The sequence below is a fragment of the Micromonospora sp. C51 genome (assembly GCF_018070435.1).
GTDB lineage: Bacteria > Actinomycetota > Actinomycetes > Mycobacteriales > Micromonosporaceae > Micromonospora > Micromonospora sediminimaris.
Map to the genome: position 1 here is coordinate 187,714 of NZ_JAGPXQ010000007.1, position 26,226 is coordinate 213,939.

The window sequence follows — 26,226 nt, forward strand, 5'->3', positions numbered from 1 at the left end:
TTACCTCCTGTAACCGTTGCGTGGGTTGAAGCAGAGCAAAGCGAGCGGGGTGGGAGGTGCGGGGCGGGGCGGCGGGTACGGAGGGTGACGGCCACCACGGTTGGTTCGCCGTGCCGGACGTCCGCCGCGGTCCCTGGTCGGGCCAGAGCCGACCAGGGACCGCGATCCAGGACCTAGGCGGCGGCCAGGGCCGGCTCCCGGGTGGGTCGCAGGTGCCGGGCGTACGCGCTGGTGGTGAAGAACGACGGCAGGTCCTCGGCGAGCGCGGTCTCCTCGACGATCCGCGCGGCCTGCTCGGCGCGTTCCCGCTCTACGCCCTCGCGCCCCTCGGTCAGCGTGGCCAGTTCCGCGGCGAGCATCGAGCGGACCAGTTCCTCGGTGACCGATCCCCCGCCGACCAGCGGGGTGCCGTGGTGCAGCCACTGCCACAGCTGGCAGCGGGCGATCTCGGCGGTGGCGGCGTCCTCCATCAGATTCCACAGCGCCACCGCGCCCGTACCGCCGAGCCAGGCGTCGATGTAGCGCAGCGCCACCGCGACGTTGGCCCGTACTCCCGCCTCGGTGACCTGTCCCGGTGTCTTGTCCACCGAGAGCAGCTCGGCGGCGGTGACCGTCACTTCGTCGCGGCGTCGGTCGAGCTGGTTCGGACGCTCGCCCAGCACCCCGTCGAAGACCTCCCGGCAGGTGGCCACCAGACCGGGATGGGCCACCCAGGAACCGTCGAAGCCGTCGCCGGCCTCGCGCTGCTTGTCCGCCCGCACCTTGCGCAACGCGTCCTCGTTGACCTGCGGGTCCCGGGCCGGGACGAAGGCGGCCATCCCGCCGATCGCGTGCGCGCCACGCCGGTGGCAGGTGCGCACCAGCAGTTCGGTGTACGCACGCATGAACGGCACGGTCATCGTCACCGCGGCGCGGTCCGGCAGGACGAAGTCCGGCCAGTGTCCGAAGTTCTTGATGATGCTGAAGATGTAGTCCCAACGGCCGGCGTTCAGGCCCGCCGAGTGCTCACGCAGCTCGTAGAGGATCTCCTCCATCTCGAACGCGGCGGTGATCGTCTCGATCAGCGTGGTTGCCCGGATGGTGCCCTGCGGCAACCCGAGGTAGCGCTGGGCGAAGACGAAGATGTCGTTCCACAGCCGCGCCTCGCGGTGGCTCTCCAGCTTCGGCAGGTAGAAGTACGGGCCTTTCCCGGCGTCGAGTTGCCGCTGGGCGCAGTGGAACAGGTACAGGCCGAAGTCGACCAGGCTGGCCGAGATCGGCCGTCCGTCGACCACGATCCCCTTCTCCACCAGGTGCCAGCCGCGCGGCCGGACCACGATCGTGGCCAACTCGTCGCCGAGCGCGTACCGCTTGCCACGCGCGTCGGTGAAGTCGATCCGGCGGTCCAGGGCGTCGATCAGGTTGAGTTGACCACCGATGACGTTGTGCCAGGTCGGGGCGGTGGCGTCCTCGAAGTCGGCGAGCCACACCTTGGCGCCGGAGTTCAGCGCGTTGATGGTCATCTTGCGGTCCGGCGGCCCGGTGATCTCGACCCGCCGGTCCTCCAGACCGGGCGCGGGCGACGCCACCTGCCAGGTCGGATCGTCGCGGACAGCGGCGGTCTCCGGCAGGAAGTCGGGCAGCTGACCAGTGGCGTAGCGGTCGCGGCGGGCGCGGCGGGTGTCCAGCAGGGCCACCCGGCGGGCGGCGAACTCGCTGTCCAGCGCGACCAGGAAATCCAGCGCCTCGCCGGTGAGGACCTCGTCGAAGCGTTCGGCCATCGGGCCGATGATCTCGTATCTCATGCGAACTGCTCCTCCTCCGTGGAGCCACGCAGCGCGGTGGTCTCGGCGGCCGGGTTGAGCACCGTGCTGATCAGGTCGAAGTAACCGGTACCCACCTCGCGCTGGTGCTTGACCGCGGTGTAGCCGGCCGACTCGGCCGCGAACTCCCGTTCCTGGAGCGAAACGTACGCCGACATGCCGTCGGCCGCGTAGCCCCGGGCCAGGTCGAACATCGAGTAGTTGAGGGCGTGGAAGCCGGCCAGGGTGATGAACTGGAACTTGTATCCCATGTGACCGAGTTCCCGCTGGAACTTGGCGATGGTCGCGTCGTCGAGGTGCTTGCGCCAGTTGAACGACGGCGAGCAGTTGTAGGCGAGCAGCTGGTCCGGGTGCTCCTCCTTGATCGCCTCGGCGAAGCGCCGGGCGACCTCCAGGTCCGGCGTGCTGGTCTCCATCCAGAGCAGGTCGGCGTGCGGCGCGTACGCCAGGCCACGGGCGATGCACGGCTCGACGCCGTTGCGGACCCGGTAGAAGCCCTCCGCGGTGCGCTCGCCGGTGACGAACGGCTGGTCCCGCTCGTCGACGTCGGTGGTGAGCAGCGTGGCGGCCTGGGCGTCGGTGCGAGCGATGACCACCGACGGCACGCCCGCCACGTCGGCGGCCAACCGCGCCGCTTCCAGGGTGCGGATGTGCTGGCCGGTGGGGATGAGCACCTTCCCGCCGAGGTGACCGCACTTCTTCTCGCTGGCGAGCTGGTCCTCCCAGTGCACCCCGGCGGCCCCGGCCGCGATCATCGCGTTCATCAGCTCGTACGCGTTGAGCACACCGCCGAAGCCGGCCTCGGCGTCGGCGACGATCGGCGCCAGCCAGTCGATGCCGGAGGGGTCGCCCTCGGCGGTGGTGATCTGGGCGGCGCGCAGCAGGGCGTTGTTGATCCGACGCACCACCGCAGGCACCGAGTTGGCCGGGTAGAGGCTCTGGTCGGGGTAGGTGTGCCCGGCCAGGTTCGCGTCGGCGGCCACCTGCCAGCCGGAGAGGTAGATCGCCTTGAGCCCGGCCCGGACCATCTGCACGGCCTGGTTGCCGGTGAGGGCGCCGAGGGCGTGGATGTAGTCCTCGCTGTTCAGCAACCGCCACAGCCGGTTCGCGCCGTGTCGGGCCAGGGTGTGTTCCTCCTGGATCGCGCCACGCAACCGCACCACGTCCTCAGCGCGATAGCTGCGTCGCACACCCCGCCAGCGAGGGTTGGTGTCCCATTCGTGCTGCAACTGCTCGACCGCGGTAACCATCGTCGCTCATTCCCTTCGAATTCCGTCGTCACCTGGTGACGCTGCGCGAGACGCCGGGTCGCCGGGTGTGTCGCCCACGGTCACACGGCACGCCAGAGGTGGTCGAGGGACGGAAAAAGCCAATTATTGAAAAGTCGAAGGGCGATTCTGCGAAGTTGTGAAAGCGCCTATTCGCAGCAGTGCTAATGTGGCCGGATCAGACTGCCGGATCAGGGAGGTGAGGGCCGTCGCCAGGACCTTCGCCGGGGCCCGGCTACGCCGGATGCGCGAGGAGCGTGGGCTGAGTCAGACGGAGCTGGCCCGACACCTCAGCATCTCCCCCAGCTATCTCAACCAGATCGAGCACGACAGCCGGCCGCTGACCGTCCCGGTGCTGTTGCGCATCACCGAACTGTTCGGCGTCGACCCGACCGTGTTCGCCGCGCACGACACCCCTCGGCTGGTCGCCGGGCTGCGCGAGGCCCTGCCCGGGCGCGCCGGGCTGACCGAACTCACCGAACTGGCCAACCGGCTGCCGGAGGTCGCCGCGGCGGTCATCGAGCTGCACCGTCGCTACCAGCAGGCCGACGAGCAGCTCGCCGAGCTGGTCGGCGACCGCGAGCGGATCGGTCGCAGCCCGCACGACCAGGTCACCGAGTTCTTCTACCGGCGGCAGAACTACGTACCGGATCTCGACGAGGAGGCCGAGCGGCTGGCCGGGCGGATGGCGCTGCGTCGCGGCGAGGTCCGCGCCCTGCTCCGCGACCGGCTCGCGCAGCGGCACGGCGTACACGTCACCCGCGAGGACGCCGCCGCACTCGGCGGTGAGCTGCACCGGTACCGCCCGCAGACCCGCACCCTGCACCTGTCGACGTCGCTGCGCGCCGGGCAGGAGGCGATGCGGATGGCGGCGCAGATCGCGCTGCTGGAGTTCGCCGACGTCATCGACGAGATCGTCGAGTCGGAGGAGTTCGACGACGTGCAGACCCAGATTCTCACCCGGGTCGGCCTGGCCAACTACTTCGCGGCGGCGCTGATCCTGCCGTACGAACACTTCCTGGCCGCCGCCGAGCAGCGTCGGTACGACATCGACCTGCTCACCCAGCACTACGCGATGGGCTGGGAGACGGTCTGCCACCGGCTCAGCACCTTGCAGCGGCCCCGGGCGCGTGGCGTGCCGTTCTCCTTCGTCCGGGTCGACCGGGCCGGCAACATGTCGAAACGCCAGTCGGCCACCGGCTTCCCGTTCTCGCGTACCGGCGGCACCTGTCCGCTGTGGACGGTGTACGAGGCGTTCGGCGCGCCGGGGCGGGTGGTGACCCAGGTCGCCGCGATGCCGGACGGGCAGCGCTATCTGTGGATCGCCCGCACCATCACCCGCCACCACGGCGGCTACGGCCAACCCGGCAAGGTGTACGCCATCGGGCTGGGCTGCGAGGTGCGGCACGCCAGCCGGCTGGTCTACTCCACCGGAATGGACCTGCACGCGGCCGAGGCGGCGACCCCGATCGGGCCGGGCTGCAAGACCTGCGAGCGGATGACCTGCCCGCAGCGGGCCGCCCCGCCGATCAGCCGACAACTGGACGTGGACGAGAACCGCAGCACCTTCATCCCGTACCCGTTGCGGACCTGACCCCCGGACCCCCGGACCGCCGCCCGCCGCCCGCCGGTACGGATACACTTTCAGCCCCTCCGCGAGCCCAGGGCTGGTGCATGGTTTCTCGTCCGACAGTTCCGCGGCCACTGGTGGCCGCCGTCGCCCTGGTCTCGGTCGCCGTGCTGCTGGCCGGCTGCTCGGTCGTCGCACCTGTCGCACCGGCACCGCTGCGGGTGCTCCAGCTGAACCTGTGCAACAGCGGCATGGCGACGGGCTGCTACACCGGCCGCTCGGTGGCCCGGGCCGCCGAGGTGATCCGGGCCGAGGCCCCCGACATCGTCACCCTCAACGAGATCTGCTCCGGCGACGTGGACACCCTGGAACGAGTGATGACGGAGGTGCACGACGGCACGGTGGTGGCCGCCTTCCAGCCGGCGCGAAACGGCCGCACCGGCGAGCCGTACCGCTGCGTCAACGGGCAGCAGTACGGCGTCGGGGTGCTGACGCACATCGCGGCACCCGCCGGCGACCACGAGGTGCACGCCGGGATCTACCCGGCACAGGACCCGGCCGACCCCGAACAGCGGGCCTGGCTCTGCGTCGAGGCCCGCACCCTCTTCTTCGCCTGCACCACCCACCTGGCGTACACCAGCTCGACCCTGGCTCTCGCCCAGTGCGCGCACCTGGTCGGCACGGCGATCCCGCAGTTGCACGCCGACGGTCGCTACCGGCCCACGGTGGTCAGCGGCGACCTCAACCTGCGGCAGGGTGGCACGCCCGACGTGCGGTCCTGCGTACCGGAGGACTACCGCCACCGGCACGACGGCGGGGTGCAGCAGTTCATGGCCACGGCGGACCTGCGGATCGAGGCGACCAGGTCGGTAAGCATGGAACGGACCACCGACCACGCGGCCTTTCTGGTGACGCTCACCCTGCCCGGTCAGGGCGACCCCGCCCACTGAGGACCACCCGGGTCAGTCCCACCAGAACGCCCAGGTCGGCGCGTCGACGATACGTTCGGCGTAGGCGGCCAGGGTGCACGGCCGCTGCCCCTGCCAGACGTTGTCGGGGCAGAAGGCGAAATGCTCTGCCGCCACCCGCAACGCCTCCGTGGTCTCCTCCGGAGGCGCGGCGACGCTCAGATACAGCTCGGCGAAGCCGACCCCGATCACCCGGACACCGAACCGGTCCTCCCAGCTGCGCAGCACGGCCGACAGCAGCCCGGGATCGTTTGTGTGGTTGACCGCGCCCAGCCAGCCAAGGACGGCCAGGGCGTCGCTGCCTCGCTCGGCGGGGACCAGGCCCAGGCGCATCGCCGGTTGGGCCAGCGACAGCTGCTCGGCCCAGTGGTCCGCGTGCCGCTCCGGCGTCGTCCACGGCTCGCCGGGCGGTGCCAGCCCCGGCCAGTCCAGTCCGTACGGGGCGGTCACGGCGACCCGCCGCTCGTTGGACAGCTGGTCGTCACCGTCGTAGGGAGCCGTCTGGCCGGCCCACCAATCGGCGAGCAGCCGCTCCGGATCGTGCTCGGCCGGCGACGAGCCGCGCTCGGGCCAGAACTCGCCGTCCTCCCAGGGCCGCGTCGGCTCACCGTCGTAGCCGTCCAGCAGCAACGGCCACAACCCCGACTGCGCGTGCGCCGCGTGCAACCGCGACCACAGCCCGGCCGGAGCCGGGTCGTCGCTCAGCCACAGCGTGGGCCGGTCCGCGTCACCCCCGTCGCCACGGACCGTCCGGCCGGGCGGCAGCGGCACGGACAACGTCCGGGGACGCGCAGCGGCGTCCACGAACAACTCCAGCAGGTCGGGCGGCATCTCGTTCAGCTGTGCGGTCACGACGCGTGAGGATAGCCGTCAAGTCCGACAATCCTCCGCGACAGGCCGGCCGGTCGCCGGGCGGTGGACGCAGCCGAGAAGCCGGACCGCCGTCACGGTCAGGCCCGCTCACTCCGCAGCGGCGAATCTCTCGACGTTGTCGACCGGGCCGACCACCAGGATCAGGTCTCCGTAGCTCAGCACAGTGTCGGGGGTCGCGTGGGTGAAACCCGGCCGTCGCCCGCCCACGGCCGCCTCCGGCTTCACCGCCACCACGGTCACCCCCCACCGGCTGCGCAGCCGGGACTCACGCAGCGGCATGCCGACCACGTCGTGCGGCGGCTTGGTCTTGATGACCGCGAAGTCCGCGTCCACCTCCACGTAGTCGAGAATGCGGCCGGTGAGCAGATGGGCGGTGCGTTCACCCATGTCGTGCTCGGGCGCGATGACGTGATGGGCGCCGACGCGAGTCAGGATGTTGCGATGCTGGCCGCTGACGGCCTTGGCCCAGATGTCGGGGATGCCGAGCTCCGAGAGCAGGCTGGTGGTCAGGATGCTGGCCTGGATGTCGGTGCCGATCGCGACCACCGCCCGGTGGAAGTCGCCGACACCGAGTTGCCGCAACGCCTCGATGTCGGTCGAGTCCGCGGTGATCACGTGCGGAAGCTGCCCGACGAGGCTCTGCACGGTCTTCGGCTGGTTGTCGATGCCGAGCACCTCGGTACCCCGCTTGGCCAGTTCGAGAGCCAGCGCGCTGCCGAAGCGGCCCAGACCGATCACGACGACCGGCTCGTTACGGATGTCAGCCAACGATCGTCCTCTCCTCGGGTAGTTCGAAACGCCGGTTACGGTCCCGCAGCGCCAGCGCGGAGGCCAACGTGAGCGGTCCGATCCGGCCGGCGAACATCAGCAGTACGAGCAGCACGTCGGCCTGCGGCGGCAGGTCAGCGGTGATGCCGGTGGACAGGCCGACGGTGCCGAACGCCGACACCGCCTCGAACAGGACCGCGTCGAGCCGGTACGGGGTGATGGCCAGCAGGATGAAGGTGGCCACGGCCACCGTGCCCGCGCTGAGCAGAACGATCGCGAGAGCCTGACGCTGGTTGCTGGCAGGAATCCGGCGGTGGCCCACGTTCACCTGGGTCTCGCCCCGCATCTCGGACCACAGCACGAAGGCGAGCAGTCCGAAGGTGGTGACCTTGATGCCGCCGGCCGTCCCCGCGCTGCCACCGCCGATGAACATCAGCACGTCGCTGGCGAGCAGGCTCTCCGGACGCATCGCACCGATGTCGACGCTGTTGAAACCGGCGGTACGTGTCATCGCGGAGGCGAAGAACCCGGCGAGCAGTTTCTGCGGACCGCCGAGCGGGCCGAATGTGCCCGGATTCGCATACTCGGCGAGAGTGAACACCACGGTGCCGATCGCCAGCAGCGCGACGGTGAGCGCGACGGTGATCCGGGTCGTCACCGACCAGTACGCCGGGCGACGCCAGGTGCGGACCAGTTCGAACACGACCGGAAATCCCAGCCCACCGAGGATGACCGCCGCCGTGATGGTCAGGGTGATCCAAGGGTCGGCCACGTAACCCATCAGGCTGTCCGCGTACGTGGAGAAGCCCGCGTTGTTGAACGCGGAGATGGCGTGGAAGACGCCCTCGTAGAGCGCCGTTCCCCACGGGCGACGGTACGCGGTGGCGAACCGGATGGTGAGCAGCGTGGCTACCACTGCCTCGCTGACGAGGCTGAACACGACGATGCGACGCACCACGCCGCGTACGTCGCCCAGGTTGAGACTCTTGGTTTCGGCCTGTGCGAGGAAGCGGGCACGTAGCCCGAGCCGACGCGACAGCAGCACGGTGAACAGCGTGGCCAGGGTCATGATCCCGAGGCCACCGATCTGAATGAGCAGCAGGATGACCACCTGCCCGAAGGTGGACCAGTAGCTGCCGGTGTCGACGGTGACCAGGCCGGTGACGCACACCGCCGAGGTGGCCGTGAAGAGTGCGTCCACCAGTTCGGTGCGACTTCCCGATCGCGTCGCCCAGGGCAGGGACAGCAGACCGGTGCCCACCATGATCGCTCCGGCGAAGCCCACGGTGATCATCTGCGCCGGATGTCGAAACCGGTCACCACGTCGCTGCCACGCGGGCCGTCGGGTCAACGGGCGCACGATCGGCCGCCCGACCCTTGCTCCAACCGCCTCGGACGATCCGAGGTGCTGACAACCCGTCCGACGAACCGGTCCACCGGTCGCCTCCGGTCAGCAGCGATCAACATAGGGCGCATCCTCCCACGGTCGAACCGTCCCGGGTCCCGGCCCGGCAGGTGGAGGTGACCGGCGCATCACGGTTCGGCGGCGTACCGTGCCGGTGTGGAGCCTGATCGGACGCCCGGGCAGCGACCGCGCCGGGCGGAAAGGTCGGAGGCGGAGCTGCTGTCGGCGGCACGCGCCGGTGACGGTGAGGCGTTCGGCATTCTGGTCGGGTCGCTGCGCGACGAGTTGCGGGCGCACTGCTACCGGATGCTGGGCTCACCGCACGACGCGGAGGACGCGGTACAGGACACGCTTGATCGGGCCTGGCGCGGTCTGGATCGCCTCGACGACCATGCCGGGATCCGGCCCTGGCTGTACCGGATCGCGACGAACCGGGCGTTGACCCTGATCGGGCGGCGACGTCGGCGGGAGCTGCCCACCGATCTGCGCGCCGACACCAGGCCGACGACGGAGATCGCCTGGTTGGAGCCGTACCCGGATCGGCTGATGGCCTGGGCCGACCACCTGGGCCCGGCAGCTCGGCTGATCGCCCGGGAGAGCGTCGAGCTGGCGTTCGTCGCCGCGCTGCAACACCTGTCGGCCCGGCAACGCGCGGTCCTGCTGCTGCGTGACGTGCTCGGTTATCCGGCCCGCGAGGTCGCCGACCTGCTGGACACCACGGTCGTGGCGGTCAACAGCGCGTTGCGGCGGGCCCGTGCGGTGCTCGCCGGCGGGCTGCCGGACCGGACTCAGCAACGAGCCCTCGGCGCGCTCGACGACCCCGCGCGGCGTGATCTCGCCCGGCGGTACGCGGCAGCCTGGGAGACCGGTGATGTCGAGACCCTGGTGGCGATGTTGACCGAGGACGCGCGGTACTCGATGCCGCCGCAACGGGTCTGGTACCAGGGTCGCAGCGCGATCCGCAGCTTCCTCGCCGAGGCGGTGCTGTCGCACCGCTGGCGGTTCCTGCCGGCCTCGGCGAACGGGCAGCTGGCGTTCGGCACGTACCTCTGGGACGACGCCCAGGCAGGCTACCGGCCGGCTGGTCTGGATCTGCTGACGCTGGATGGTAGCCGGGTCAGCGAGGTGGTCTCGTTCCTCGACGCACCGTTCCCGGAGTTCGGCCTGCCCGCCCGACTTCTCGAGCACGACCTGGCCACCCGGCGGTGAGTTCGCGTGCCGATCGGGGTTGTAGGGGTGACAGACCCGATCGACCCGGAAGGACCGAGCCGAGCATGACCCACGAGGAACAGATTCGCGAGCTGATCGAACGCTGGGCCAGGGCGGTACACCGGGGGGACCTCGCCACGGTCCTCGCCGACCACGCCGAGGACATCGTGATGTTCGACGTGCCGCCGCCGCAGCAGGGAGTGCGTGGCCTCGACGCGTACCGGCAGACGTGGCCGCCGTTCTTCCGCTGGCAGGATCAGGGTGCGTCGTTCGACATCGAGTCGCTGGAGGTCACCGCCGGCGACGAGGTGGCGTTCGCGTACGCCCTGCTGCGCTGCGGCACGCCGGCGGACCTGGCCGTGGCGCCCGACCGACGGTTGCGCCTCACCCTGGGCCTACGCCGCCACGACGACCGTTGGGTGGTCACCCACGAGCATCATTCGTTCGCCCTCGACCCGGCACCCGACCGGGACTCCGCCACCGACGAGCGGGAACTGCACGAGCTGCACGAGCGGTGGTTCGCCGCGACGGCAGCCAAGGACCTCGACGCCCTGATGGAGCCGATCGCCGCCGATGTCGTGTCGTACGAGCACGAGGCACCGCTGCGGTACGTCGGGGAACCGGCGGTACGCGAGGTCTGCCAGGCCGGCCTCGACGCCTCGGGCGACGGTGCGGTGAGCTGGGAGGTGCCCGACCAGACGCTCTTGGTCGACGGTGATCTCGCCGTGTCGTGGGGCCTGAACCGGGTACGGGTCATCCGCTCCGGTGACGCGACCATCGAGAGCTGGTCGCGCGGTACCCGAGTGTTCGCCCGACGCGACGGCGGCTGGCAGCTGGTGCACCAGCACCTGTCCTACCCGTTCGACCCGACCAACGGTGCCGCCCGGACCGATCTGCTTCCCTGAGCGGACCGATCCGGCGCCGCGGTCAGCGTTGCACGCGGGCGCCGGCCCCTCGCACCAGCGCTTCCACCTCGGCCAGGCTGGCCATGGACGTGTCGCCCGGAGTGGTCATCGCCAGCGCGCCGTGCGCGGCGCCGTACTCCACCGCGAGCGCCAGGTCGCCGTCGCGTTCGAGCAGGCCGTAGATCAGCCCGGAGGCGAAGCTGTCGCCGCCGCCGACCCGGTCCAGGATCTCCAGGCCGGGTCGGTGGGTGGCCTCGGCGAACGCGCCGCCGGCCCAGGCCACGGCACCCCAGTCGTTCACGGTCGCGCTGCGTACCCCGCGCAGGGTGGTCGCCACCACCTTGAAGTTGGGGTACGCCCGGACGACCGCCTCGATCATCGCCTTGAAGTTGCCGGCGTCCAGCGCACCGCTGTGGATGTCGGTGTCGGGCACCGGGAAGCCCAGGCAGGCGGTGAAGTCCTCCTCGTTGCCGATCATCACGTCCACCAGACCGGCGAGCCGGGTGTTCACCTCCCGCGCACGCTCCTGACCACCTACGGCCTTCCAGAGGCTGGGCCGGTAGTTCAGGTCGTACGAGACGAGGGTGCCGTGCCGACGGGCGGCGGTCATCGCGGCCTCGGCTGTCCGCGCGGCCGTCTCCGACAGGGCGGCGTAGATGCCGCCGGTGTGCAGCCACCGCACCCCGAGCGTGCCGAAGAGGTGGTCCCAGTCGACGTCGTCCGGCTTGAGCTGGCTGGCGGCGGAGTGGCCCCGGTCGGAGGTGCCGACCGCGCCGCGTACCCCGAAACCGCGCTCGGTGAAGTTCAGACCGTTGCGGACGGCGCGGCCGATCCCGTCGTACGGCAGCCAGGTGATCAGGCTGGTGTCGACGCCGCCCTGGAGGATCAGGTCTTCCAGCAGCAGGCCGACCTCGTTGCGGGCGAACGCGGTGACGACCGCGGTCCGCAGGCCGAAGCAGCGGCGCAGGCCCCGGGCGACGTTGTATTCGCCGCCGCCCTCCCAGACCCGGAACTGGCGGGCGGTGCGGACCCGACCCTCACCGGGGTCGAGCCGCAGCATGACCTCGCCGAGCGAGACCAGGTCGTAGCGGCAGTCGGCCTTCGGCCGAGGGTCCACCGCGCTCACACCGCACCTCCTGCGGCGGCGAGCGCCTCGCGGGTGCGGGCGGTGATCTCGTCCCACTGCTCGCCGGCGATCAGGTCGGCCGAGACCATCCAGCTCGCCCCGACCGCCAGGACCGCCGGCAGGGCCAGGTAGTCGGCGATCACCGCAGCGGTGATCCCACCGGTGGGAATGAACCTGACGTCGCGGAACGGTGCCGCCAGGGCCTTGATCATGGCCGCCCCGCCGAGCTGCTGGGCGGGGAAGAACTTGACCACGTTCAGACCGGCGTCGAGGGCCATCTGGATCTCGGTGGCGGTGGCCGCCCCGGGCACCACCGGCACGCCGGCCTGCTGGCAGGCACGGACCACGGCCGGCGCGAAGCCGGGGGTCACCACGAACCGGGCACCGGCCCCGATCGCCCGCTCGGCCTGCTCGACGGTGAGCACCGTGCCGGCCCCGACGGTCAGGTCACCGCGGGCGGCAAGCGCCGCGATGGCATCCAGCCCGGCGGCGGTACGCAGGGTCACCTCGACCGCGGTCAGACCACCCTTGACCAGGGCGTCACCGAGCGGGTCGGCGTGCCGCGGGTCGTCGAGCACCACCACCGGCAGCACCCGACCGACCGGCAGTTGTTCAGAACCATGAACGTTGGTCACGTACGTGACCATACTGGAGGCGTACGCCCTTCGCTAGTCTGGCCTTGTGCCCACCGCGCCCGAGGACTTCCAGCCCGTGAAGTCGGCTGGACGTACCCTCGACCTGCTCGAACTACTCGCCGATCAACCACAGACCTGGGCGCTCGGCGACCTGGCCCGCGCCCTCGCCATCCCGAAGAGCAGCCTGCACGGCCTGCTGCGCACGCTTGTCGGCCGAGGCTGGGTCCAGACTGATGAGAGCGGCACCCGCTTTCGACTCGGTCTGCGCGCGCTGCGGGTCGGTGCCGCCTATCTGGACGGCGACGACCGGGTGGGCCTGCTGTCCGGCGTGCTTGACGAGTTGTCCCGTCGCTTCGGTGAAGCTGTACACCTCGGTCGACTCGACGGCGACCAGGTCGTCTATCTCGCGAAACGGGAGTCGGTACACCGCCTGCGGCTCTACAGCGCGATCGGCCGCCGGCTGCCGGCACACGCCACCGCGCTGGGCAAGGCCCTGCTGGCCGAGCTTCCGGACACCGATGTCGACCGGAGGCTGAACTGGCCGCTGGCCCGCCTCACGCCGCACACGGTCACCGAGCGCGAGGCCCTGCACGCCGCCCTGGCGACGGTGCGAGCGACCGGGCACGCGGTCGACCGGGAGGAGAATGCGGAGGGCATCCGCTGCTTCGCGATGGCCGTACCGTTGGCGAGCCCGGCGGTCGACGCGGTGAGCGTCTCGGTGCCGGTCAGTCGCCTGCGCCCGGAACTCGAAGCGGCGATCGTCGCGGCGCTACGGGAACTGGTCGGTGGACTCGCTCAGGCCCGGAGCATGCTGAGCGCGTGATGTCGGTCTCCCTCTCCCCGCACTGAACACCGGGTCGGACGCTCGGCCCGGGGTGCCTGAACGGCGGCGTTGACCCTGCCCAGCACCCCTCTTAACCTGGGTGAATCGATTCGACTGCGAGGAGCGGGATGAACATCGGGGAGATCGCCCGCCGCGCGGGCGTGTCCCGCAGCACCGTGTCGTACGTGTTGAGCGGCAAGCGGGCGGTGTCGGAACCGACCCGGCAACGGATCCAGGCCGTCATCGACGAGTTGGACTACCGTCCCAACGCGAACGCCCGAGCGTTGAAGGAGGGCCGCACCCGCACCCTCGGCCTGGTCATCCCCCCGGCCAGCCAGCGGCTGACCGACATGCAGCTCGGCTTCGTCGCCAGCGTGGTCGAAGCCGCCGCCCGCGCCGACCTGGACGTGCTGCTCTCCCCCTCCGGCGGCGACCACGACCGGTCGTTCGAGCGGATCGTCACCGGACGCCGCGTGGACGGCGTGATCCTCATGGAGATCCGGTTGGAGGACGACCGGGTGACCCGGCTGCGGCAGAGTCGACTGCCCTTCGTCACCATCGGCCGCACCGCCGAGCCGACCGGCACCAGTTGGGTCGACGTGGACTACGAGGGTCTGATCGCGCGGTGTGTGCACCATCTGGCCGACCTGGGGCACCGGCACGTCGCCCTGGTGAACCGCTCGGCCGAGCTGGTGGCCGCCGGCTACGGACCCGGGCACCGCGCCCTGGCCGGGTTCTCGCACGCGGTGGCCGAACGCGGGCTCACCGGCGTCGACCTGTGCTGCGGTGATGACGCGCCCGCTGGCGAGGCCGCCATGAGCCGGTTGCTGACCACCCGTCCGGAGGTCACCGCCGTTGCCACAATCAACGAGGCCGCCCTGCCCGGCGTACAGCGGGCCCTGGCGGCCGAGGGCCGGCTGGTGCCTCGCGACTTCTCCGTGGTCGGGGTCGCCGCCGCGCACTGGGCCGAGGACTTCCGCCCGCCGTTGTCGGCGGCGGACGTGCCCACCCTGGAGATGGGGGCCGAAGCCGTGGCGCTGCTGCTCGAACGGATCGCCGCCCCCACCGCCGCCCCTCGCCACCACCTCTACCAGCCCCCCATCTCACTGAGAGCCAGCACCGCCCCACCCCCTCCCCCCTGACCGCCCCGACCCCCGACCCCCGACCCCAGCGTTGATCAAGAAGTTTTCGCCGTGCCCGGCCGCGCGGCGCGACGAAAACTTCTTGATCAACGGGGTGGGTGGGGTGGACGACGGCGGTGGTGGGCGGCGGCGAGGATGAGATAGCTGCTGGCGGTCCAGGTGTAGGCGCGGTCGCGTAGGCCCGCGCCGGTCTCGGCGTCGAAGTTCTCCGCGAAGCCGGACTTCTCGCACAGGGCGCGGAACCGGTGGCTGATGTCATCGGCGAACCCGATGTGCCCCGCCCGGCGCAGGCCGTCCTCGATCAGTACGGTGGCAGGCGCCCAGATCGGCCCACGCCAGTAGCCGTCGGCCGCGTAGTGCGGGGAGTCGACCGGCTCCGTGGCGAGGCCGTGTGCGGTCAGATGGCGCTTGAGACCACCGGCGAGCCCGGCGCTCACATCGGCGGGCAGGTCGGCGCCGAGCACGATGGGCATGAGGTCGAGCAGACTGGTGCTCGACCTCAGCTGACCGGTCCTGGCGCTCCGGGCCACGAACCGCTGGCCGTCCCAGAGTGTGCCGAGCAGCTCGGCGCGGATCTGGCTCGCGGTGCGGCTCCACTGACCCACCTCCTCGGGCAGCCCCAACTCCCCGGCCAGGTCCGCGAGCTGACGCAGCTGCAACAGCAGCAGAGCGGCGAGATCCGGTGTCTCGACGGTCCGATCGCCGTCGAAGGTTGTCGCGTTGTCCCATCCGCTGTCATTGCCGTGCTGGTAGTGCGGCAGATGATGACCGGATACCCGGCGTTGGTCGAGCCAGAACGTCGTCCAGCGGGCGAGCCGCCGGTACATGTCGGAAAGCTCGTCACGCGACAGTGGCCGGGACAGCCGCTGCCGCAGCTGCCGCAGCGCCCAGCCGTGCACCGGCGGCTTGACGTAGTTGTGCAGCACCTCGGAGTGGGCGACAGAATCCGGCAACGCACCCGTCGGGTCCTGATGGTCGAAGGGTAGCTGGACCTGGTGCCAGGCCAGCTCGGCGTCCGCCTCGGCGAGGGCCAGGGCGTTGAAGCAGTGGTCCCAGCTCCACACCTTGTTCATCCAGTGCTTGGACATCAGCACGGCTGGCCGGGCGAGAAAGCCGCCCGGCGCGACAGTCGCCGACCACAGCACGTACGCGGCCAGTTCGGCGGCGGGAGTCTCGGAGCTGCGCCAGGGTGCCAGCCGGTCGACGAAGCTGGCGAACTCGGCCGTGGTCGACCTGACGAGCTGATCGAAGTCACGGTCGCCCGGATAGCGACGGCGGGCCGACTCGTACTCCTCGACAGCGACCTCCCACGGCTGGTCGGCCGACAGCTCCACCGCCCGCGCGGCAGTGCCGAGCGCCTCGACGCCGACGGCACGAGGGTCGCCGCGAAGCGACGTGACCCGGTAGCGGCGGCCGGTCTCGTACGAGGTGAAGACGTACGAGTCATCGACCGGGTCGTGGAAGAGGTAGGTGCCACTGAACGGGGTGAGGGTGTCCCGGGCGGCGGCGATCCGCAGGCCGATTCCGCGACCGCGCAATCGCATGGTGTTCCGGCCGTCGTAGGTCGCCTCGATCAGGCCGGTGCGGTGGCGCCAGGTCAGCAGCGCCGCGCTGGCCGTCACCGTGGTGTCGACCGAAGGCGTCAGTCGAAGCACCGGATGCATCCCGGTCTGGTGTGAGACCAGATGCAGCTCTGATGCCTGAGTGTGCGCTGCCACCACCGGCGAGATGCTGAACCAGGACCCGTGGTAACTGAACGGAATCTCCTGGATGGAGAAGGTCGGGCCGGTACGGACGTCGGTCATGATCGGCGACTGCCTTTCGGGATGCGATTGGTGCGACTGCTCCGAGAGCCGGCCGGATCAGTCCCTGATGGCGCCGGCGGTCACCCCGGCGGCGACGTAGCGTTGCGCCAGGACCAGCAGCAGGGTGGTGGGAATGGACGCCACCACGGCCGTGGCCATGATCGCGTTCCACTGTTGGTTGTTGTTGCCGATGTACTGGTAGATGCCGAGGGTGATCGGCCGATGGCCGCCACCGCTGGCCAGCGTGGCGGCGAAGACGAAGTCGGACCAGGCCCAGAGGAACGCGAACAGCGACACGGTGACGATCGCGTTGCGGCTCACCGGCAGCACCACCGACCAGAACGTCCGCAGCCGGTTGGCGCCGTCGACAAGCGCGGCCTGGATCAGGTCGTCCGGTATCCCGGACATGAAGGCGGTGAAGATCAGCACCGCGAAGGGGACCGCGATCGTCGAGTCGGCCAGGATCAACCCGGGTACGGTGTTGAGCACGCCGAGGTTGAGGTAGATGGCGTAGAAGCCCATCGCCATGATGATGCCGGGGATCATCTGCGCGATCAGCAGGACGAACCGGATCGCCCCGCCGCCGGGCGGCCGGAGCTTGGCCAGCGCGTACCCGGCGGGGGCGGCCAGGACCAGGGTGAGCAGTACGGTGCCGAGCCCGACGACCAGACTGGTGCCGACGTACGGCAACTGCTGGCTGAGCACGGCTCGGTAGCCGTCGAGGGTGCCGTCGATCGGGAACAGGTACGGCGGGCTCTTGCGCATGTCCTGGTCCCGGGTGAACGAGACGTTGATCATCCAATAGACGGGGAAGAGCATCAGCCCGGTCAGCATCACTCCGAGCCCGGTTCGCCACCAGCCACGCGTCGGTCGGCTCATGACAGCCGCTGCCGACGCTCGAAGCCGATGTAGAGCCCGCCCGCCGCCACCGCCAACAGGATCAGCAGGTTTCCGACGGCCGCTCCGGACCCGAACTCGGGCAGCAGGTTGCCGAACCCGAGCCGGTACGACCAGGTGGCCAGGGTGGTCGACGAATCGGTCGGGCCACCCCTGGTCATGATCCAGATCAGGTCGAAGACCTTGAGCGTGTAGACCAGCCCGAGCAGCAGTGTGATCGCCGAGACCGGGCGCAGCAGCGGCCAGGTGATCCACCGGAAGCGCTGCCAGCCGCCGGCTCCGTCCAGCTCCGCCGCCTCGTACAGCGGACGCGGGATCGCCTGTAGGCCGCTGTAGAGCACGACCAGGTTGAACGGGATGCCGATCCAGATGTTGGCGATGATCACCGATACCAGCGACCACCGCGGTGAGGTCAACCAGTTCACCGGATCCACGCCGACCAGCGCGAGCCCGGCGTTGACCACCCCGGCCTCGCTGTTGAGCAGCCACGACCAGGTGGACGCCGACACGATCAACGGCAACAGCCAGGGTACGAGGAACAGCGCGCGCAGCGTACGCGAGAGCGGAAAGTGCCGATGGAAGAAGAGCGCCAGCAGCAGCCCGATGGCGAACTGGAAGACAAGTGACGCGACGGTGAAGACGAGCGTGTTGAGCAACGCCGACGGGAACGTCGGCGCGGAGAGCACCGCCCGGTAGTTGTCCAGCCCGGCGAACGGCGCACCACCCTGGACGAAGGAGCGGACGGTGTACTCGCGCAGGCTCAACTCGACGTTGCGGTACAGCGGATAGGCGTAGAAGGCGACCAGGTAGCCGGCCACCGGGGCGAGGAAGGCCCAGGCCGCCCACCGGGAACCGCTGGGGTGGCGACGGCGTCGGTGTGCCGGTGGGGCGGTGCTCGCCGTTCCACCGGTCTCGCCCACCGTCGCGGCTCGCGGGGTACGGGTGACGTCGATTCCCATGTCGGTGGCGTGCCTGGTCAGCTCGTCGCGCTCACGGCGGCCCGCTGCGCGGCCGACAGCGCCTCCTGCGGCGTCTGCGCGCCGCTGAGCGCGGACTGCACCGCCGTCCACAACGGCTCGGAGATCCTCGGATACCGGGTCCCGAGATCGTCGCCGGTGCGTCCCTTCGCCGCCTTCACCGCGTCGACCCAGACCTTCAGCTCGGCGTTGGCCGCCACCTGTTGCTCCTGCACCGCAGCGACCGGGGCGATGTAGGACAGGGTGGTGTCCGTGGTGAACAGGTTGTCGCCGCTGGTCAGGCAGGTGACCAACTGCTTCGAGGTGGCGTACCGTCCGGTGTCGCGCTGTACCGGGATGGAGATGAACTCACCGCCGGCGGGTGCCGGGGCGGTGCCGCCGGCACGGGCCGGGATGGGGATGATGCCGTACTCGAAATCCAGCTTCGCCGCGTTGGCCAGCTGCCAGGTGCCGTTCTCGCTGAACGCGTAGTCGCCGCTGGCGAACTCCTGCCAACTGGTCGTCTGCGTGTTGTTGATGACGGAGTTGGGGGCGTGGCCGGCGGCCAGCCAGTCGCTCCAGAGGGTCAACGCCACCACCGCCGGTGGCGCGTCCAACGCGGTCAACTGGGCACCGGCGCCCCAGAACCACGGCAGGAACTGGAAGCTGCCTTCCTCAGTGCCGATCGCGGAGAAGGTGATGCCCTTCTTGCCGGCCGCCTTGACCTTGACCAGCGCCGCGGTGAGTGAGGGCCAGTCCGTCACCGTGGCGACGTCCACTCCCGCCTCGGTCAGCAGGTCCTTGTTGTAGTAGAGGGCGAGGGTGTTCGCACCGATGGGTACGCCGTACGTCTTGCCGCCGCTCTGCCCGGCGCCGACCAGGTTGGGTTCCATCGCCGACACGTCGAGGTTCGTCTCGTCGGTCGTGGTCAGGGCACCGGCCTCGGCGAGGGTGGAGATCACCGGGTTGTCGATGATCAGTACATCCGGGGAGTTGCCCTGCTGCGCGGCGAGCAACGCCTTGTTTGTCAGGTCGGTGGTGTCGTAGCCGGTCCGTTCGACGGTCACTCCGGCCGACGTACCGCAGTCCTTGAGCAGTCGGACCCAGTCGGAATCGTCGGTGAACTGCGGGTACGGGTCCCAGATGGAGTACGTCCCCCCGGCCTCGGTCGACGGGGGCTCTGTGGAGCAGGCGACGGTTGCGGCGACGACGGCGACTGCCGCCAGGGCGGCACCGATGGCACGCCCGCGCGGGATGGATCGGGTCATCTGACGCCTCGCTTCGATCGCTGTACCGGAAGGTGCGCGATATCAATCCTGTTGTCGAACCGATTCGCCGAATCGGTTCGGCCGACCATAGGCCCGACCGAGCGACCCGGTCAAGAGCGAGCGAGACGAGGTCCGCCACGGGGCGAAACTTCCGCTTCACGCTGGCGTCACGGCGTTGACATTTACAACCGTAAACTCCTACGCTCCGCAGCGAATCGATTCGCCGCAGCCCTCCGCCCTCGGACGTGCTCCCGTCGCAAAGGAGTCCCAGTGCCACTCCCCCGCACGAGCAGACCAGGATCTCTCCGCCGCCTCGCCGCCCGAATCGCGGTAGGTATCCTCGCGGCCACCGCCGTCGTCGCGGTTTCCACGCCGGCCCAGGCCGCAGACGAGTCGATAAGCGTGAACTTCTCGGGCACCAGCGGCGCACCGACGTACCGCGCGGCCGGCTGGATCTACGGCATGACCGAGAACGCCTCCGGCCCGGCCGATCACTTCTATCGGGACGTGAAGTTCCGGTACATGCGTGCCGGTGGCGCACAACTGCCCGGCAGCGGCTGGGTCGGCGGAAACTACGAACGCCGGTGGAACTCCACCCTCGCCCAGGCTCGCCGGACCAACGCTCTCGGCGGCGAATTCATCCTCCTGCCGCACGACCTGTGGGGTGCCGACGGTGCCGCGATCTCCCGTTTCCCCGGCGACAACGGCAACTGGACCGACTACGACAACTTCCTCAACCGGGTCATCAGCGATGTACGCGCGGCCGGACTGACGGTGCAGTGGGACATCTGGAACGAGCCCAACATCACGCTCTTCTGGAACCGCCCGATCTCCCAGTACTTCGAGTTGTGGCGCCGCACCTACCAGCGCATCCGGGCCGAGTTCCCCAACCAGCTCATCGTCGGGCCGAGCTGCGCCTGCGTACCCTCGACCAACCACGCCTTCTGGAACCAGTACCTGGACTTCGTCCGCTCGACCAACACGGTGCCGGACATCGTCAGCTGGCACGCCCTGCCCGGTGATCCGGTGGCCAACGTCGCCGCCGCCAACGCGACCCTCGACCCGCGTGGCATCCCGCACCCCCGGCCCTACCAGATCAACGAGTACGCCGCCCCCGACGAGCAGAACCCCGCCGACGGCGCCTGGTACATCGCCCGCCTGGAGCGTGCCCGCGCCGACGGCCTGCGGGCTAACTGGGCCAGCGCCGGCAACCTGCACAACGACCTGGGCAACCTGCTGGTGCGCAACTCGGCCGGACAGCATCAGCCGAAGGGCGAGTGGTGGGTCTACCGCTTCTACGGCTCGCAGACCGGGCAGATCGTTTCGGTCTCGGCCAGCCCGTCGTACGACGCCTTCGCCACCAAGGCGACAGGTTCGGCGAAGGTGCTGCTCGGTGGGGGCCGGACCACCGGAAACCTCACCGTCAACCTGCAACGGCTCGACACCACGGGCATCGTGCAGAACAACCAGGTCCGGGTGCTCACCCAACGGATTCCTCACAACGGCGGCGGCGCGGTGCAGGGCCCGATCACCGTCTCGAACAGCGTGGTGAGCGTGAGCGGCAACAACGCCACCGTGACGGTGCCCTACGCCAACCAGACCGACACCTACACGCTGACCCTGCTGCCGCCCGCCGACGGCGGCTTCCAGTCGGTGGCCGTGGCACAGCACTCCCAGCAGTGTCTCGACAACACCGACCGCAACACCGCCGACGGCAACGTGCAGCAGCAGTTCCACTGCGAGGGTGGCGACCAGCAGCTGTGGAACTTCCAGCCGGTCTCCGGGGTGGCGAACACCTACACCGTGGTCAACCAGCAGACCGGCAAGTGCCTGGACGTCAACGGGGTGTCCACCGCCGACGGCGCGGCGGTGCACCAGTGGGGCTGCCACGGTGGTCTCAACCAGCAGTTCACCCTGCGCAAGGTGACGTACTCGGGCAACGACCCACACGACTACCAGTTGGTGGCCCGACACAGCAACAAGTGCGTCGATGTCAGCACCATTTCCACCGCGCCCCGCGCCCCGGTCCACCAGTGGACCTGCAACCCGTTGGGCCAGGGCAGCCCACTCAACCAGACCTGGCGGCTGTGGGGCCGGTGACCGCCGATCCCGGCCGATGAACGAGCCCGCCGGCCGAGGCGGCCCCGTCCCCACCGGGACGGTGCCGCCGTGGCGTTCCGGGCGGGCGGGTCAGGCCGGTAGGCGCCAGACCTGGTTGGCGCCGCCGAAGCAGTCCCAGATCTGGAGCCGGGTGCCGTCGGCGGAACTGTTGCCGGTGGCGTCGAGACATCTGTTCGACGCCGGGTTGCGCAGCGTGCCGTTGGACTGGGCCTGCCAGACCTGGGCACCGGTGCCGTTGCACTCCCAGAGCTGGATCGGGGTCCCGTTGGCGGTGCCGGCACTGGTCACGTCCAGGCACTTGCCGAGGGCGCGCAGGGTGCCGTCGGTGGCCACGGTCCACCGCTGCGCGTTGGTGCCGTTGCAGGTGTAGAGCTGGATGGCGGTGCCGTTGGCGGTGGCCGCAGCGGCGACGTCGACGCACTTGCCGGCGATGCCGGTGATCTGGCCGGTCCGGCCGGTCGGCGGCGGGGAACCGCCCATCACGGTGTCGTAGATCGCGCTGACCAGCGACGTCGAGCCACCGGTGTCCTGGGTCAGTTCCCAGTTCATCATGCCGCCGGCATTTGTCATCGCCCACTGGGTCTTGCGCTTGACCGTCGGTACGCCGTTGTAGCACTGCTGAGCGCCGCCGACGGTGGTGCAGTCCCGGTTGGCGTTGGCCGGGTCCATGCCGACCAACTGGGTGTACGTGTAGTAGCCCGGTCGGCTGTAGAAGGGCACCCCGAGGATGGCCTTGCTGGCCGGCAGGCCGCGGGCCTTCCAGCCGTTCACCGCGTTTATCGACCAGTCGTAGTTGGCGTGTGGGCTACCGCCGTCGTACGCCATGATGTTGAGAAAGTCCACGTGGTTGAAGACCGACGTCGGTACGCCGTCGCGGTAGTAGCCCTCCGCCACGACCGCTGCGGTGAGCAGCTTGCCCTGTGGGCGCAAGGCGTTGCTCAACTGCTGCATCAGCAGGCTGTAGTTGTTGGCCGAGGTGCCCGGGTCCGGGTACTCCCAGTCCATGTCGACGCCGTCGAGGCCGTACTGGTTGACGAAGTTGACCACGCTGTTGACGAACGTCGTGCGGGTGCCGGCGTTGGTCGCGAGCGCCTCGAAGGCGCTGTCGTCACCGTCGTTCCAGCCGCCGATGGCGATCGAGACCTTGACGTTGTTCGCCCGGGCCAGCGACACCAGCGAGGTGAGCTTGCTCGGATTCTCCACCGCGCGCAGGGTGCCGTTGCTGTTGGGCAGCACGAACGCGTAGTTGATGTGGGTCAGCTTGGTGTACTGCACCGAGTTGACGTTGCCGGTCCAGGACGGCAGGTAACCCACGCTCTTGAAGTTGTTGGGCAGCACCACCGCCTGCGCGGCGGTCGGGGCGACGGCGAGAGTGGCGCCGGCGGTGACCAGCGCGAGCAGACCGGCGGCGAGGGCCGAGCGTGGCCGGGGACGTGGTGACGACATCGAGGACCTTCCCGTGGCAGGTGAGGGTGCCGTGCCGCCACGGCCGGTCGCTGTGGAGCCGCCGATGACCGGCCGTGGCGTACGGGTGCTTGGTTCCTCGAGGCAGCCAAATCTTAAAGAGTGTTTACGGTAATGGTCAATGACGTCCTTCGATCGAAGCTGCTGCCGGATCAGCCGACGGTGACCTGGTACAGCGTCGTGTTGACCTCTCCGCTGCCGGTGAAGATCTCCGGTCCCGCCTGGACGCTTGTCAGGTACTTCGAGCGGCTCATCCAGCCCCGGGACACCACGTCGTCGGTGAAGTCGCGGATGTTGAGCGTCGCGCTTGTGGTGTTGCTGGTCCGCACGTAGGAATAGACGTTCCAGGTGCCCACGTAGCCACGCCAGACCTCCCACGTGGTACCCGCGATGCTGACGGTGCCCTGGCGGCTGCCGGCCGGCGACGCGTTGGAACGGTAGAGCCAGATCATCAGCTCGTCGGTGGGCTGGTCCGCCGAACCCGGGTTGGCCATCGGGTGGAACCACATGTCGTACGCGACGTTCATGTTCGAGGCACCGTCAGCGGTGACGTTGAAGCGCCAATTGGTGTTGACGTCACGGTTCGCGGAGAGCTGCACCGGCAGCCCGGTGTTCGGCCGCCGCCAACCCCAGTGCCAGCCGAGGATCGCCGCCGCGTACGACTTGACGCTGCTCGGGTCGCCGCTCCAGGTGTAGCTGGTCCCCCAGTAGATGGGGTCACCCGGGCCTCCGTTGGACCAGATGCACTGGCTGCCGGTGGCGCCGGTGGCACCCCACTGGTTGTTGGGGATCCAGTACTTGCCAATCTCGATCAGATCGTCGCTGTCACACAACCGGCCGGTGGGGGGATAGTCGGGCACCGGCGGCGGAGTGGTGCGCGTCGGGGTCGGGGTCGGACCGGGGTTGTTGGAGCCGGTGCAGGTCACCCCGTTGAGCGCGAACGCGGTCGGTACCGGGTTGCTGCCGCTCCACGAGCCGTTGAAGCCGAAGCTCGCGGTGCCGTTGAGGCCGATCGACCCGTTGTACGACACGTTCGCCGCGGTCACCTGCGCGAGGTCCTGGGTCACAGTGGCGTTCCACGCCTGCGTGACCCGCTGTCCTGCGGCGTAGGCCCAGGTCAGACGCCACGACGACACCGGGTCGCCGAGGTTGGTGATGGTCACGTCGGCGTTGAAGCCGCCCTGCCACTGGGCGGAGACCGTGTATCGCACGGCGCAGCCGACCGTCGCGGCATGTGCGACCGCGACTCCGACGGCGGCGGTGACGACGGTGCTGGCCACCGCGGCGGCGAGCAGGGCGAGGCGGGTGCTTTTCATCCTTGGTCCTCCTTCAGTCCTGGCCGCCGCATGGGCGGCCGGGACTGTTCGCGTTCACGACAGCGGCGGATCCGACGTGCGGTTCGTGATCGCGTACGGAGGCGGCAGCCGGCAGCGGCGTGTGCGTGGCCCGGATCGCGCCGGCGGCGCTGATCCTGGCTCATCGCGGCCCATCTCGCCCGGCGACCGTGCCCGAGAAGTCGCCCGGCGGACATGGCGCCGGCTCGGTCGCCCTGCCCATCATCGATGGCTGACGCTGCGACGGTACGACGGCAGACAGACAGCAGTCAATGAACCGCTTCGGCTCCGCAGTGGCCCGCCAGGATCCACTGTCGACATGCGGTCAGTCCGTGGAGCCGCCGCGTCAGTACGCTGATGCCACCCGGGCTTCGGTGGTCGCCCTGTCGAAAGGTCCAGCATGGCTGGCTTGTCCGGCACACGAATCACGGTTTCCCTCGTCATGGCGGTCGCCGCCGGGCTGCCCGCCACGCCGGCATCGGCCTCCGCCGACGGGCCGCTCGCCGAGGTGGCCGTCGCCCTCACCGGTACGGATTCCGCCGAATGCGGCATCCCGGCCGTGCACTGCCGCACCGTCAGCCACGCCGTGGGCCGGGTCACCTCCGGCGGCACGGTCCGGATCGGGCCCGGCTGGTACGACGAGAACGTCATCATCCCGGACGGCCTCGCGGTCAGCCTGATCGGTGCCGGCATGGACATCACCGTCCTGAACGGACACCAGCGCGCCACCGTGGTGAATTCGTGGGACGGCGGCGCACTCGAGGTGGCGGACCTCAGCATCGTCAACGGCGTCGGCGCCGGCGCCCTCGACGGCGGTGGAATCACGAGTGCGGGATCGCTGACCGTGCGGCAGGTTCGGCTGTGGCACAACGCGGGCGAGGTCGGCGGCGGGATCGCGGCCTACGCCACGACCAAGGTCAGCGGAAGCATCATCAGCGGAAACAGCGCTCGGTCCGGTGGTGGCGGGATCTTCTCGCGGTTCCACGGGCTGACGCTGGAGAGGTCCACGGTTGGCGGCAACCGCGCCGTCGCAGGTGGCGGCATCTACGCGGCCTTCTCGGCGACGCGGATCACGGACTCCACGATCACCGACAACACGGCCGGTACCGGCGCGAGCGGAATCCTCGTCGCGCACGGAGATCTGCGACTGCGGCACACCACGGTCGCCGGCAACCAGGGGCCAGCCGCTCTGGTGACCTCCGGCGATCCGAACCATGCACATGACATCACCGCGTCGCTGTTCACCGGCAATGCCGGCGGAGACTGCGTGCTGATCCACTCGCCCGTCATCGACCTGGCCGACCACAACGTCAGTGCCGACGGCAGTTGTGGCCGGCAGGTGGCGGCGGTCGACATCGACCTGCGCCCCGTCGCGGAGCTGGCTCCCGGCACGACCCCGACGCACGCTCTCGGCGTGGCGAGCACGATCCGCGGCAGCATCCCGGCCGGCGACCCGCTCTGCGACGGCACCGACCAGCACGGCCAGCACCGCCGCAGTTCGCTGGCTGGCGGCTGTGACCCGGGCGCGTACCAATCGGCTCCGGTGCCGTTCAACGCGATCCCGCCGCAACTGAGCGGACTCGAAAGCCCGATCGACCCCTACGGATCGTGGGGAAGCGCGACGCCCGGGGTCTGGCCGTTCCAGCGGAACCTGGTGTACGCCTTCCAGTGGCAACGCTGCCACCACTCCGAACCGGTCTGCGTGTCGATCCCGGACGCCGCCGGCAGGACGTACCGGGTCACCGAGGCCGACGCCGGCAGTCGGCTGCGGGTACGGGTAGTCGCGACCAGCGCCACCGGGATCAGTCAGCCGGCCTACTCGGCCATCACCGAACCGATCGGCTACGGCTGATCAGGACCCGCACCGATCTGACGGTCCGCACCGAG

Annotated in this window: 21 protein-coding genes; 8 read left to right on the forward strand and 13 right to left on the reverse strand. The window is 69.9% G+C overall.

Translation table 11 applies throughout. From position 1 onward, the window contains the following. Positions 1-173: 173 nt before the first annotated feature. Positions 174-1,784 (reverse strand): malate synthase A, encoded by a 1,611-nt coding sequence (aceB, locus tag KBX50_RS11475; RefSeq protein ID WP_210936963.1) that lies wholly within the window; start codon positions 1,782-1,784, stop codon positions 174-176. Further along, positions 1,781-3,052 (reverse strand): isocitrate lyase, encoded by a 1,272-nt coding sequence (aceA, locus tag KBX50_RS11480; protein WP_210936965.1) that lies wholly within the window; start codon positions 3,050-3,052, stop codon positions 1,781-1,783. The genes aceB and aceA overlap by 4 nt, the downstream gene beginning before the upstream one ends. A gap of 217 nt (positions 3,053-3,269) precedes the next feature. Between aceA and KBX50_RS33550 the strand changes: the two genes are divergently transcribed. Then, positions 3,270-4,664: a short-chain fatty acyl-CoA regulator family protein gene (locus KBX50_RS33550; RefSeq protein ID WP_093402156.1), complete on the forward strand. Its 1,395-nt coding sequence runs from the start codon at positions 3,270-3,272 to the stop codon at positions 4,662-4,664. 113 nt (positions 4,665-4,777) lie between these two features. Continuing rightward, the gene (locus KBX50_RS11490) at positions 4,778-5,590 is read left to right on the forward strand and encodes an endonuclease/exonuclease/phosphatase family protein (RefSeq protein ID WP_307870919.1); all 813 of its coding nucleotides are present in this window, start codon (positions 4,778-4,780) and stop codon (positions 5,588-5,590) included. Between the two features lie 12 nt (positions 5,591-5,602). Here KBX50_RS11490 and KBX50_RS33555 read toward each other — a convergent pair whose 3' ends face one another. From KBX50_RS33555 to KBX50_RS11505, 3 genes are all read right to left on the reverse strand, one after another. Then, positions 5,603-6,460, reverse strand: a complete 858-nt coding sequence (locus tag KBX50_RS33555; RefSeq protein WP_210936967.1) for a DUF4253 domain-containing protein — start codon at positions 6,458-6,460, stop codon at positions 5,603-5,605. Positions 6,461-6,568: 108 nt separating this feature from the next. Then, positions 6,569-7,249: a TrkA family potassium uptake protein gene (locus KBX50_RS11500; protein ID WP_210936969.1), complete on the reverse strand. Its 681-nt coding sequence runs from the start codon at positions 7,247-7,249 to the stop codon at positions 6,569-6,571. After that, positions 7,242-8,543: a TrkH family potassium uptake protein gene (locus tag KBX50_RS11505; protein WP_210936971.1), complete on the reverse strand. Its 1,302-nt coding sequence runs from the start codon at positions 8,541-8,543 to the stop codon at positions 7,242-7,244. The genes KBX50_RS11500 and KBX50_RS11505 overlap by 8 nt, the downstream gene beginning before the upstream one ends. Positions 8,544-8,873: 330 nt before the next feature. Here KBX50_RS11505 and KBX50_RS11510 point away from each other — a divergent pair, with 330 nt between their 5' ends. Then, positions 8,874-9,863: a sigma-70 family RNA polymerase sigma factor gene (locus KBX50_RS11510; RefSeq protein ID WP_247673536.1), complete on the forward strand. Its 990-nt coding sequence runs from the start codon at positions 8,874-8,876 to the stop codon at positions 9,861-9,863. Between the two features lie 65 nt (positions 9,864-9,928). Beyond that, a complete protein-coding gene (locus tag KBX50_RS11515; protein WP_210936975.1) occupies positions 9,929-10,768 on the forward strand; it encodes an SgcJ/EcaC family oxidoreductase in 840 nt (279 codons plus the stop codon). Between the two features lie 22 nt (positions 10,769-10,790). Here the strand turns inward: KBX50_RS11515 and KBX50_RS11520 are convergent, their stop codons facing one another. Together KBX50_RS11520 and eda are read right to left on the reverse strand one after the other, a co-directional pair. Next, positions 10,791-11,894, reverse strand: coding sequence for a sugar kinase (locus tag KBX50_RS11520; protein ID WP_210936977.1), 1,104 nt, complete (start codon positions 11,892-11,894; stop codon positions 10,791-10,793). After that, positions 11,891-12,529: a bifunctional 4-hydroxy-2-oxoglutarate aldolase/2-dehydro-3-deoxy-phosphogluconate aldolase gene (eda, locus tag KBX50_RS11525; RefSeq protein ID WP_307870920.1), complete on the reverse strand. Its 639-nt coding sequence runs from the start codon at positions 12,527-12,529 to the stop codon at positions 11,891-11,893. The genes KBX50_RS11520 and eda overlap by 4 nt, the downstream gene beginning before the upstream one ends. A 46-nt stretch (positions 12,530-12,575) precedes the next feature. Here eda and KBX50_RS33560 point away from each other — a divergent pair, with 46 nt between their 5' ends. Both KBX50_RS33560 and KBX50_RS11535 read left to right on the forward strand, forming a co-directional pair. Continuing rightward, positions 12,576-13,352, forward strand: a complete 777-nt coding sequence (locus KBX50_RS33560) for an IclR family transcriptional regulator (RefSeq protein WP_210936981.1) — start codon at positions 12,576-12,578, stop codon at positions 13,350-13,352. A gap of 128 nt (positions 13,353-13,480) precedes the next feature. After that, positions 13,481-14,494: a LacI family DNA-binding transcriptional regulator gene (locus KBX50_RS11535; protein ID WP_093402148.1), complete on the forward strand. Its 1,014-nt coding sequence runs from the start codon at positions 13,481-13,483 to the stop codon at positions 14,492-14,494. A gap of 86 nt (positions 14,495-14,580) precedes the next feature. On the opposite strand, the gene KBX50_RS11540 is transcribed toward KBX50_RS11535, so the two are convergent. Genes KBX50_RS11540 through KBX50_RS11555 form a run of 4 tightly spaced genes read right to left on the reverse strand, consistent with a single transcriptional unit; the run spans position 14,581 to position 19,420 of the window. After that, the gene (locus KBX50_RS11540) at positions 14,581-16,299 is read right to left on the reverse strand and encodes an amylo-alpha-1,6-glucosidase (RefSeq protein ID WP_210936983.1); all 1,719 of its coding nucleotides are present in this window, start codon (positions 16,297-16,299) and stop codon (positions 14,581-14,583) included. 57 nt (positions 16,300-16,356) lie between these two features. Beyond that, a complete protein-coding gene (locus KBX50_RS11545; protein WP_210936986.1) occupies positions 16,357-17,178 on the reverse strand; it encodes a carbohydrate ABC transporter permease in 822 nt (273 codons plus the stop codon). Next, on the reverse strand, positions 17,175-18,155 hold the full coding sequence (locus KBX50_RS11550; RefSeq protein WP_210936988.1) for a carbohydrate ABC transporter permease: 981 nt from the start codon (positions 18,153-18,155) through the stop codon (positions 17,175-17,177). The genes KBX50_RS11545 and KBX50_RS11550 overlap by 4 nt, the downstream gene beginning before the upstream one ends. Positions 18,156-18,172: 17 nt before the next feature. Next, on the reverse strand, positions 18,173-19,420 hold the full coding sequence (locus tag KBX50_RS11555; RefSeq protein WP_210936990.1) for an extracellular solute-binding protein: 1,248 nt from the start codon (positions 19,418-19,420) through the stop codon (positions 18,173-18,175). A 270-nt stretch (positions 19,421-19,690) separates the two neighbouring features. On the opposite strand from KBX50_RS11555, the gene KBX50_RS11560 reads away from it, so the two are divergent. Further along, the gene (locus KBX50_RS11560; RefSeq protein WP_210936992.1) at positions 19,691-21,520 is read left to right on the forward strand and encodes an RICIN domain-containing protein; all 1,830 of its coding nucleotides are present in this window, start codon (positions 19,691-19,693) and stop codon (positions 21,518-21,520) included. A gap of 90 nt (positions 21,521-21,610) precedes the next feature. Here the strand turns inward: KBX50_RS11560 and KBX50_RS11565 are convergent, their stop codons facing one another. Continuing rightward, positions 21,611-22,987: a glycosyl hydrolase family 18 protein gene (locus tag KBX50_RS11565; RefSeq protein ID WP_210936994.1), complete on the reverse strand. Its 1,377-nt coding sequence runs from the start codon at positions 22,985-22,987 to the stop codon at positions 21,611-21,613. A gap of 170 nt (positions 22,988-23,157) precedes the next feature. Next, positions 23,158-24,321, reverse strand: coding sequence for a cellulose binding domain-containing protein (locus tag KBX50_RS11570; RefSeq protein ID WP_210936996.1), 1,164 nt, complete (start codon positions 24,319-24,321; stop codon positions 23,158-23,160). A gap of 427 nt (positions 24,322-24,748) precedes the next feature. Here KBX50_RS11570 and KBX50_RS11575 point away from each other — a divergent pair, with 427 nt between their 5' ends. Further along, on the forward strand, positions 24,749-26,191 hold the full coding sequence (locus KBX50_RS11575; protein ID WP_210936998.1) for a hypothetical protein: 1,443 nt from the start codon (positions 24,749-24,751) through the stop codon (positions 26,189-26,191). Positions 26,192-26,226 lie beyond the last annotated feature (35 nt).

Excerpts from the sequence above, each read along its gene's own strand:
- KBX50_RS11565 (WP_210936994.1), bottom strand. The coding sequence starts at position 22,987 with ATGTCGTCACCACGTCCCCGGCCACGCTCGGCCCTCGCCGCCGGTCTG.
- aceA (WP_210936965.1), bottom strand. The coding sequence starts at position 3,052 with ATGGTTACCGCGGTCGAGCAGTTGCAGCACGAATGGGACACCAACCCT.
- KBX50_RS11545 (WP_210936986.1), bottom strand. The coding sequence starts at position 17,178 with ATGAGCCGACCGACGCGTGGCTGGTGGCGAACCGGGCTCGGAGTGATG.
- KBX50_RS11505 (WP_210936971.1), bottom strand. The coding sequence starts at position 8,543 with ATGATCACCGTGGGCTTCGCCGGAGCGATCATGGTGGGCACCGGTCTG.
- KBX50_RS11555 (WP_210936990.1), bottom strand. The coding sequence starts at position 19,420 with ATGACCCGATCCATCCCGCGCGGGCGTGCCATCGGTGCCGCCCTGGCG.
- KBX50_RS11535 (WP_093402148.1), top strand. The coding sequence starts at position 13,481 with ATGAACATCGGGGAGATCGCCCGCCGCGCGGGCGTGTCCCGCAGCACC.
- KBX50_RS11515 (WP_210936975.1), top strand. The coding sequence starts at position 9,929 with ATGACCCACGAGGAACAGATTCGCGAGCTGATCGAACGCTGGGCCAGG.
- KBX50_RS11540 (WP_210936983.1), bottom strand. The coding sequence starts at position 16,299 with ATGACCGACGTCCGTACCGGCCCGACCTTCTCCATCCAGGAGATTCCG.
- KBX50_RS11570 (WP_210936996.1), bottom strand. The coding sequence starts at position 24,321 with ATGAAAAGCACCCGCCTCGCCCTGCTCGCCGCCGCGGTGGCCAGCACC.
- aceB (WP_210936963.1), bottom strand. The coding sequence starts at position 1,784 with ATGAGATACGAGATCATCGGCCCGATGGCCGAACGCTTCGACGAGGTC.
- KBX50_RS11550 (WP_210936988.1), bottom strand. The coding sequence starts at position 18,155 with ATGGGAATCGACGTCACCCGTACCCCGCGAGCCGCGACGGTGGGCGAG.